This is a genomic window from Pseudomonas sp. IPO3774, assembly GCF_013386835.1.
Taxonomy (GTDB): Bacteria; Pseudomonadota; Gammaproteobacteria; order Pseudomonadales; family Pseudomonadaceae; genus Aquipseudomonas.
Map to the genome: position 1 here is coordinate 20,197 of NZ_JACAQY010000074.1, position 7,464 is coordinate 27,660.

The window sequence follows — 7,464 nt, forward strand, 5'->3', positions numbered from 1 at the left end:
TTTGTCGCTCAGGAGGTCCAGGACGGCTCGCGATCGGTCTGCACCCCATAACGCTCTATCGCCTGCTGGCAAACCTGCTTGTCCAGACTCCCCTGCTCCACCAATGCCGTCAGCGCCGCCAGCACGATGTGATGGCGGTCCACCTCGAAGAAATCCCGCAACGCCGCCCGGGTATCGCTGCGACCAAAGCCATCCGTCCCCAGCACGGTGTAAGCCGAATCCACGTACGACCCAAGCATCTGCGGCACCGCCCTTACATAGTCAGATACCGCCACCACCGGCGCGCCCTTGGGCAAACACTCCGCCAGGTGGCTGCGCCGCGCCGGCTGTTGCGGATGAAGGCGGTTCCAGCGTTCCACGTCACGGGCGTCCCGGGCCAGTTCGCTGAAGCTGGTGACACTGAACACTTCAGCGTCAACCTGCCAATCCTCCGCCAACAATTGCGCCGCTGCCTGGGCTTCGCGCACCAGCGTGCCGGAGCCGAGCAACCGGACCTTGCCGCCAGGCTGCCCGCTCAGCCGGTACATGCCTTTGATGATCGCCGCTTCGACGCCTTCCGGCAGGCTCGGCTGCGGGTAGTTTTCGTTCATCAGCGTCACGTAGTAGAACTCGTCCACATCGTGCTCCAGCATCTGGCGCATGCCATGGTCGAGGATCACCGCAAACTCGCCGGCAAACGCCGGGTCGTAGGCGCGGCAATTGGGCACGGTGGCGGCCATCAGGTGGCTGCTGCCGTCCTGGTGCTGCAAGCCTTCGCCACCCAGGGTGGTGCGCCCGGCAGTGGCGCCCAGCAGGAAACCTCGGGCACGCTGGTCGGCGGCGGCCCAGATCAGGTCCCCCACGCGCTGGAAACCGAACATCGAGTAATAGATATAGAACGGCAGCATCCGCAGGCCATGCACCGAATAACTGGTGGCCGCCGCGACCCAGGAACTGATGGCGCTGGCTTCGCTGATGCCTTCTTCAAGGATCTGCCCGTCGGTGGCTTCGCGGTAGCTGAGGATCGAGCCGATGTCTTCGGGCTCGTAGCGCTGGCCGACGCTGGAATAGATGCCGATCTGCTTGAACAGGTTGGCCATGCCGAAGGTGCGCGCCTCATCGGCGACGATGGGCACGATGCGCGGGCCGAGGGCCTTGTCCTTGAGCAGATTGGTGAGCATGCGCACAAAGGCCATGGTGGTGGACATTTCCTTGCCCTCCGCCAGGGTGGCAAACGCGCCGTAGCCCGACACCGGCGGGACACTCACGCTGGGCGCCTGCTGGCCACGGCTCGGCACATACCCGCCGAGGGTGGCGCGGCGCTGGTGCAAGTAGCGCATTTCAAGGCTGTCTTCAGCCGGTTTGTAGAAGCTCAGGGATTCGGCCTGTTCATCCGACAGCGGCAACTGGAAGCGGTTGCGGAAGGCGATCAAGGCCTCGCGGTCGAGCTTCTTCTGCTGGTGGGTGGTCATCTTGCCCTGCCCGGCCTCGCCCATGCCAAAGCCCTTTTTGGTCTGGGCCAGGATCACCGTGGGTTTGCCGGCGACCCGGCGCGCCGCGTGATAGGCCGCGTGGATCTTGACCATGTCATGGCCGCCACGCTTGAGCCGGTCGATCTGCTCGTCGCTCAGGCCCTCGACCAGTTTGGACAGCGCCTCGCTCTGGCCGAAGAAATGTTCGCGGTTGTAGGCGCCGTCCTTGGCGGCGAAGGTCTGGAACTGTCCGTCCACCGTCTGCGACAGGGTGCGCGCCAGCTCGCCGTCGGTGTCCTTGGCCAGCAAGGCGTCCCAGTCCGAGCCCCAGACCAGCTTGATCACGTTCCAGCCGGCACCGGCGAACAACGCCTCCAGCTCGTCGATAATTCGCCCGTTGCCACGCACCGGGCCGTCGAGCCGTTGCAGGTTGCAGTTGACCACCCAAGTCAGGTTGTCCAGGCCTTCACGGGCGGCCAGGGTGAGGGCCGACATGCTTTCCGGTTCGTCCATCTCGCCGTCGCCGAATACGCCCCATACGTGGCGGTCGGTGGTGTCCTGCAAGCCGCGGTGTTGCAGGTAGCGCATGAACCGCGCCTGGAAAATCGAGCTGATGGGGCCAATGCCCATGGACCCGGTGGGAAATTGCCAGAAGTCCGGCATCAACCACGGATGGGGATAGCTGGACAAACCTCGGGCACCCGCCTTGCCGGCACCGATTTCCTGGCGATAGTGGGCCAGGTCGGCCTCGCTCAGGCGCCCTTCAAGGAAGGCGCGAGCATAGATGCCGGGGGCGGAATGCGGCTGGTAGAACACCAGGTCGCCGCCAAAACTGTCGTTGCGGGCACGGAAAAAGTGGTTGAAGCCCACCTCGAACAAATCCGCCGCGCTGGCGTAGCTGGCGATATGCCCGCCCAGTTCGCCATAGGCCTGGTTGGCGCGCACTACCATGGCCAGGGCGTTCCAGCGCACCACTGAGGCCAGGCGTTCTTCGGTGGCCAGGTCGCCGGGAAACGGCGGTTGCTGCTCTACGGCGATGCTATTGATGTAGGGCGTGCCATGCCGGGGTTTCCAGGCGATGTGCGGCGCGCCGCCGGCATCCGCCAGCATGTCGAGGATCTCCCGTGCGCGCGCCGCGCCGGCGTTGGCCACCAGGGAGGCCAGGGCATCGCGCCATTCGGCCAGTTCTTCCTGGTCCATCGCTGTCTGACTCACTGCACTCGCGAAACCGTTCATGGGCACCTCCGGGCTTTTTTTCCAGTTTATGTCGGTGCCAAGGGATTTTTTGACTGTTGTGCGCCGCCTCTCGGGGCCTTTTGAGCATAAATCACTGCCAATCAGCAAATTCAGAGCACGTTGTGCTTCAACTCCCGAACACCCCGCAATTGTGTTTAAAATGCCGCCCGCTCAATGACCGACGTTGCCCGATGAACCCAGACGCACTCGCCACCCTGCACACCCATTTGCTGAATGCCCTGCAAACCGTCCCCGCCGAGACCCGGCGCCTGTTTCACGGGCGTGGCCGCTGCTGGCCGGGCCTGGAGCAACTGACAGTGGACTGGCTGCAAGGCGTGGTGCTGGTCTCGCTGTTCAAGGAGCCTGAAGCCGCGGAGCTTGAGGCCTTGAAGCAGATGCTGGTGCAGATCGACTGGCGGTCATTCGGCGCCCATACCGTGGCGCTGCAACACCGCTACCTGCCGCAAAGCACCACCGAATGGCTGCTGGGCGAGGTGGTCGACGAACTGACCATCACCGAAGGCGGCCTGCGCTACCTGATCGACCTGGGCAAAAAGCAGAACAGTGGGCTGTTCCTCGACATGCGTTACGGCCGCAACTGGGTACGCGAACAGGCTCATGGCCTGCGGGTGCTGAACCTGTTCGCCTACACCTGTGGTTTCTCCGTGGCGGCCATCGAAGGCGGCGCCGAGCATGTGGTGAACCTGGACATGGCCCGAGGCGCCCTGAGCCGTGGCCGTGACAATCACCGCCTGAACGGCCACGACCTGAGCAAGGTGACGTTCCTCGGCCACGACCTGTTCAAGTCGTGGGCCAAGGTCACCAACAGCGGCCCGTACGACCTGGTGATCATCGACCCGCCCTCGTTCCAGAAAGGCAGTTTCCTTTTGACCAAGGACTACCAGCGGGTGCTGCGTCGCCTGCCGGATTTGCTCACGGCCCAGGGTACGGTGCTGGCGTGCATGAACGACCCGGCGTTCGGCGAAGACTTCCTGATCGACGGCGTAACCCGCGAAGCGCCTGGCCTGCGCTTTGACCAGCGGCTGGAAAACCCGCCGGAATTCCCCGATATCGACCCGCAAAGCGGCTTAAAGGCACTGGTGTTTCGCCAAGGCTGATGCCGAAACGTCCTGCGCTTGCTACGCTTAACCTACGCCGGGTGGTGAACCTTATCCCACCCTTCCCGGTCGATACCTGCACACTCTGGCCAGATTCGACGGTGCTACCCCGTCGGCTGCCCTGTTTCACCTTTTGGAGAACGCCCCTGTGATATCGACCCTGCATGTAGCCCGTCTCAAGGCCTGGGGCGCCCATGGTTTTACCGCCACCGGCGTGGTGCTGGCCTTCCTGGCCACCCTGGCACTGCTCGACAACCAGCCCAAGGCTTGCCTGCTGTGGCTGGGCCTGGCCTTGATCGTCGATGGGGTCGACGGCTCTCTCGCGCGACGGGTGAATGTGCAAACAGTGCTGCCAAGCTTCGATGGCTCGGTATTGGACCTGGTGATTGATTACCTGACGTACGTGTTTATTCCGGCGCTGTTTATCTATCGCTATATCGCCCTGCCGGACTTCACCCCGTTGTTTACGGTGTCGGTGATTCTGGTGTCGTCGCTGTTCTGCTTCTGCAACGTCAACATGAAGAGCAAGGACAACTACTTCGTCGGCTTCCCCGCCGCATGGAACGTGGTGGCGCTGTGCGTCTATATCATCCAGCCGGAAGCCTGGGTCACCTTGCTCACCGTGATCGGCCTGGCGTTGCTGACCGTGACGCCGATGAAGTTCCTGCACCCGTTCCGGGTCAAGCGCTTCATGCCGATCAATATTGCCGTGACCACCATCTGGTTGCTGTGCAGCCTGCTGCTGGTGATCGACTTCCCGTACACCAATCGCCTGACCCTGGGCCTGTGGTTGCTGATGTCGGCGTACTTCCTGGGGATCTGCATCTGGCGGACCGCACTGGAGTGGGTCGAAACACATAAATAGCCAAGCGGGCACGGTTGAAATGTGGGAGCGGGCTTGCTCGCGAATGCGGTGGATCAGCCACTCTATCCGGTGACTGACACTGCGCCTTCGCGAGCAAGCCCGCTCCCACATTTGGATCGCCTCGACCCAGGGTTATGGGTAAGATACCGGCCTTTCGCGCAGCCCTTGCTGCGCCCTGCCGATTAAGTCTTGCCCATGCCCTTCGAACTCAGCGTTGACCTCACCACCCTGGCGATCCTCGCCGTGGTTGCCTTTATCGCCGGTTTCATCGACGCCATCGCCGGCGGTGGCGGCCTGCTCACCACGCCCGCCCTGCTGACCGCCGGCATGCCGCCCCACCTGGTGCTGGGCACCAACAAACTCAGTTCCACCTTCGGCTCGGCCACTGCCAGCTTTACCTTCTACCGGCGCAAGCTGTTTCATCCGCGCCAGTGGGTGCATGCCATCGTCGGCACCCTGGTCGGTGCACTCACCGGCGCGGTCGTGGCCCATTACCTGCCGGCAGAAACCCTGAACAAGATGCTCCCGGTGATTGTGTTCGGCTGCGGTTTGTATTTGCTGTTCGGCGGCACGCCCAAGGCGGCGCTGGACAACGACGCACCGATCAAGAAGAAATGGCAGTCCACCCAGGGCTTCGGCCTGGGTTTCTACGACGGCGTCGCCGGCCCGGGCACCGGGGCGTTCTGGACCGTGAGTACCATGCTGTTGCACCCCATCGACCTGGTAAAGGCCAGCGGCGTGGCGCGCAGCATGAACTTCGTCAGCAACGCGGCGGCGCTGACGGTGTTCATTTTCAATGGCTCGGTAGACTGGATTGTCGGCCTGTGCATGGGCGTGTCGGTGATGTGCGGCGCGTTTTTTGGCGCACGCAGCGCCATCAGCGGCGGCGCCAAGTTCATTCGCCCGGTGTTCATCACCGTGGTGCTCGGCCTGACGGTGCGCCTAGCCTGGCAGCACTGGTTCAGCGTGACCTAGGCGACGGGCCAGGTAGAGGTCGATCAGGTAGCGCGCAATCGAGCGCGACGCCGGCAACGGCGGCAGTTCATGGATGTTGAACCACTGCGCGTCTTCGATCTCGTCAGCCTGGGGCACAATGTCGCCGCCGGCGTACTCGGCGTGAAAGCCCAGCATCATCGAGTGCGGGAACGGCCAGCACTGGCTGCCCATGTACTGGATGTTCTTGACCTCCACCTGCACTTCTTCACGCACCTCGCGAATCAGGCAGTCCTCGGCCGACTCACCCGGCTCGGCAAACCCCGCCAGGGTACTGTAGACCCCCGTGACAAAGCGCGGCGAGCGGGCCAGCAGGATCTCGTCGCCACGGGTCACCAACACGATCATGCTCGGCGAGATCCGCGGGTAGCTGCGCAGGTCACAGGCCTGGCAGAACATCGCCCGCTCCCGCGGCACCTGCACCATCGCCTGGCCGCAACTGCCGCAAAAACGATGCTCCCGGGCCCAGGTGCCGATTTGCGCGGCGTAGCCCAGGACTTTGTACAGCGTGTGATCGCCCTGCAGCATGAATGCCCGCAGGCCCTGCCAGCCGCAGCCCGGCACGTCGGCGGGGCTGTTGAGTTCCAGCAGGTACACCGGCTCGCCGTCCAGGTGACCGATGCCATGCTCGGCGAACACCGAGAGGTCCTGGCGCTTGAGCCACTCCCGGGGAAACAGCGGGCCGTTCTGGTCGTGTAAAAAGCCTTCACGGCTGCGGGCCACGGCCCAGCCGCCCGGGGCGTCGTTGTCCAGCAGCGTTGTGGTAATCCAGCCTGGGGTCATGTTCAGTCAATCCACGAAGTCGGGTTTCTGCTTGCTCATATGGGCCGCGATGGCCACGCGCAGGTCGTTGGATTGCAACATAGCTGAGTTCCAGGTGGCAACGTATTCCAAACCGTCATTGATCGTGTGGTCACGCATGTAGCTGATCATCGCCTTGGTGCCGGTGACCGCGATCGGCGATTTGGCGGCGATTTCCTGGGCGATTTCCAGCACGCCGGCCAGCAGGCTCTGGTGATCGCTGTACACCCGATTCACCAGGCCGATGCTGCGCGCCTCTTCGGCGCCGAACTGGCGGCCGGTGTAGGCCAGCTCGCGCAGCATGCCATCGCCGACGATGCGCGGCAGGCGTTGCAGGGTGCCGACGTCGGCGGCCATGCCGATGTCGATTTCCTTGATGGAGAATTGCGCATCTTCGGCGGCGTAACGCATGTCACAGGCGCTGATCAGGTCGATGGCGCCGCCGATGCAGTAGCCATGGATCGCCGCGAGTACCGGCTTGCGGCAGTTGTCGACGGCGTTGAAGGAGGCTTGCAGTTCGAGGATCTTGCGCCGCAGCAGGCGCGCGTTGCGGCCTACGTCCTTGCCGAAGTCATTGGCCACCGAGGCCAGCAGCATCAGGTCGATGCCGGAGGAGAAATGCTTGCCGGCGCCGCTGATGACCACGGCTCGCACCGCGTCGGTGTCTTCGACCCATTGGAAGATGTCGATGATCTCGGTCCAGAACGCCGCGTTCATCGCGTTGATCTTTTCCGGGCGATTGAGCTGCACATGGGCGACGTTGCCGCTGAGTTCGACGACAAAGGCTTGGTATTCGGACATGGCAGTGATCCTTGACTGGCGGCTGAATTAGGGGCCGAACTATAACAAGGCACCGCGTGAGGTGGTAAGGCTGTGCAAACGCCAAATTCGGGACTGAAGAACGATGAAGATCAAATGTGGGAGCTGGCTTGCCTGCGATGGCGGTGTATCAGTTAGCAAAGATGCAAGCTGACCCACCGCCATCGCAGGCAAGCCAGCT

6 protein-coding genes are annotated in these 7,464 nt (G+C 63.2%); 3 read left to right on the forward strand and 3 right to left on the reverse strand.

What is annotated here, in order from left to right; all coding sequences use genetic code 11:
* Positions 1-8: 8 nt before the first annotated feature.
* Positions 9-2,687 carry an alpha-ketoglutarate dehydrogenase gene (gene mdeB / locus HYE77_RS31920; RefSeq protein WP_177070552.1) on the reverse strand — a complete coding sequence of 893 codons (2,679 nt, stop codon included), beginning with the start codon at positions 2,685-2,687 and terminating at the stop codon, positions 9-11.
* A gap of 191 nt (positions 2,688-2,878) precedes the next feature.
* On the opposite strand from mdeB, the gene HYE77_RS31925 reads away from it, so the two are divergent.
* The 3 genes from HYE77_RS31925 to HYE77_RS31935 all read left to right on the forward strand — a co-directional run bounded on the left by HYE77_RS31925 (position 2,879) and on the right by HYE77_RS31935 (position 5,645).
* The gene (locus HYE77_RS31925) at positions 2,879-3,805 is read left to right on the forward strand and encodes a class I SAM-dependent methyltransferase (RefSeq protein ID WP_102369233.1); all 927 of its coding nucleotides are present in this window, start codon (positions 2,879-2,881) and stop codon (positions 3,803-3,805) included.
* A gap of 148 nt (positions 3,806-3,953) precedes the next feature.
* Positions 3,954-4,670 carry a phosphatidylcholine synthase gene (pcsA, locus tag HYE77_RS31930; RefSeq protein ID WP_003208507.1) on the forward strand — a complete coding sequence of 239 codons (717 nt, stop codon included), beginning with the start codon at positions 3,954-3,956 and terminating at the stop codon, positions 4,668-4,670.
* A gap of 195 nt (positions 4,671-4,865) precedes the next feature.
* Positions 4,866-5,645 (forward strand): TSUP family transporter, encoded by a 780-nt coding sequence (locus HYE77_RS31935; protein WP_003208505.1) that lies wholly within the window; start codon positions 4,866-4,868, stop codon positions 5,643-5,645.
* Here the strand turns inward: HYE77_RS31935 and nudC are convergent.
* Both nudC and HYE77_RS31945 read right to left on the reverse strand, forming a co-directional pair.
* Entirely contained in the window at positions 5,613-6,446 is an 834-nt protein-coding gene (nudC, locus tag HYE77_RS31940) for an NAD(+) diphosphatase (RefSeq protein ID WP_008430294.1), read from the reverse strand. The genes HYE77_RS31935 and nudC overlap by 33 nt on opposite strands.
* A gap of 6 nt (positions 6,447-6,452) precedes the next feature.
* Entirely contained in the window at positions 6,453-7,265 is an 813-nt protein-coding gene (locus HYE77_RS31945) for a crotonase/enoyl-CoA hydratase family protein (protein ID WP_177070554.1), read from the reverse strand.
* Positions 7,266-7,464: the final 199 nt, after the last annotated feature.

Coding starts and splice junctions, on each gene's coding strand:
- mdeB (WP_177070552.1), bottom strand. CDS start 2,687: ATGAACGGTTTCGCGAGTGCAGTGAGTCAGACAGCGATGGACCAGGAA.
- HYE77_RS31925 (WP_102369233.1), top strand. CDS start 2,879: ATGAACCCAGACGCACTCGCCACCCTGCACACCCATTTGCTGAATGCC.
- HYE77_RS31935 (WP_003208505.1), top strand. CDS start 4,866: ATGCCCTTCGAACTCAGCGTTGACCTCACCACCCTGGCGATCCTCGCC.
- nudC (WP_008430294.1), bottom strand. CDS start 6,446: ATGACCCCAGGCTGGATTACCACAACGCTGCTGGACAACGACGCCCCG.
- HYE77_RS31945 (WP_177070554.1), bottom strand. CDS start 7,265: ATGTCCGAATACCAAGCCTTTGTCGTCGAACTCAGCGGCAACGTCGCC.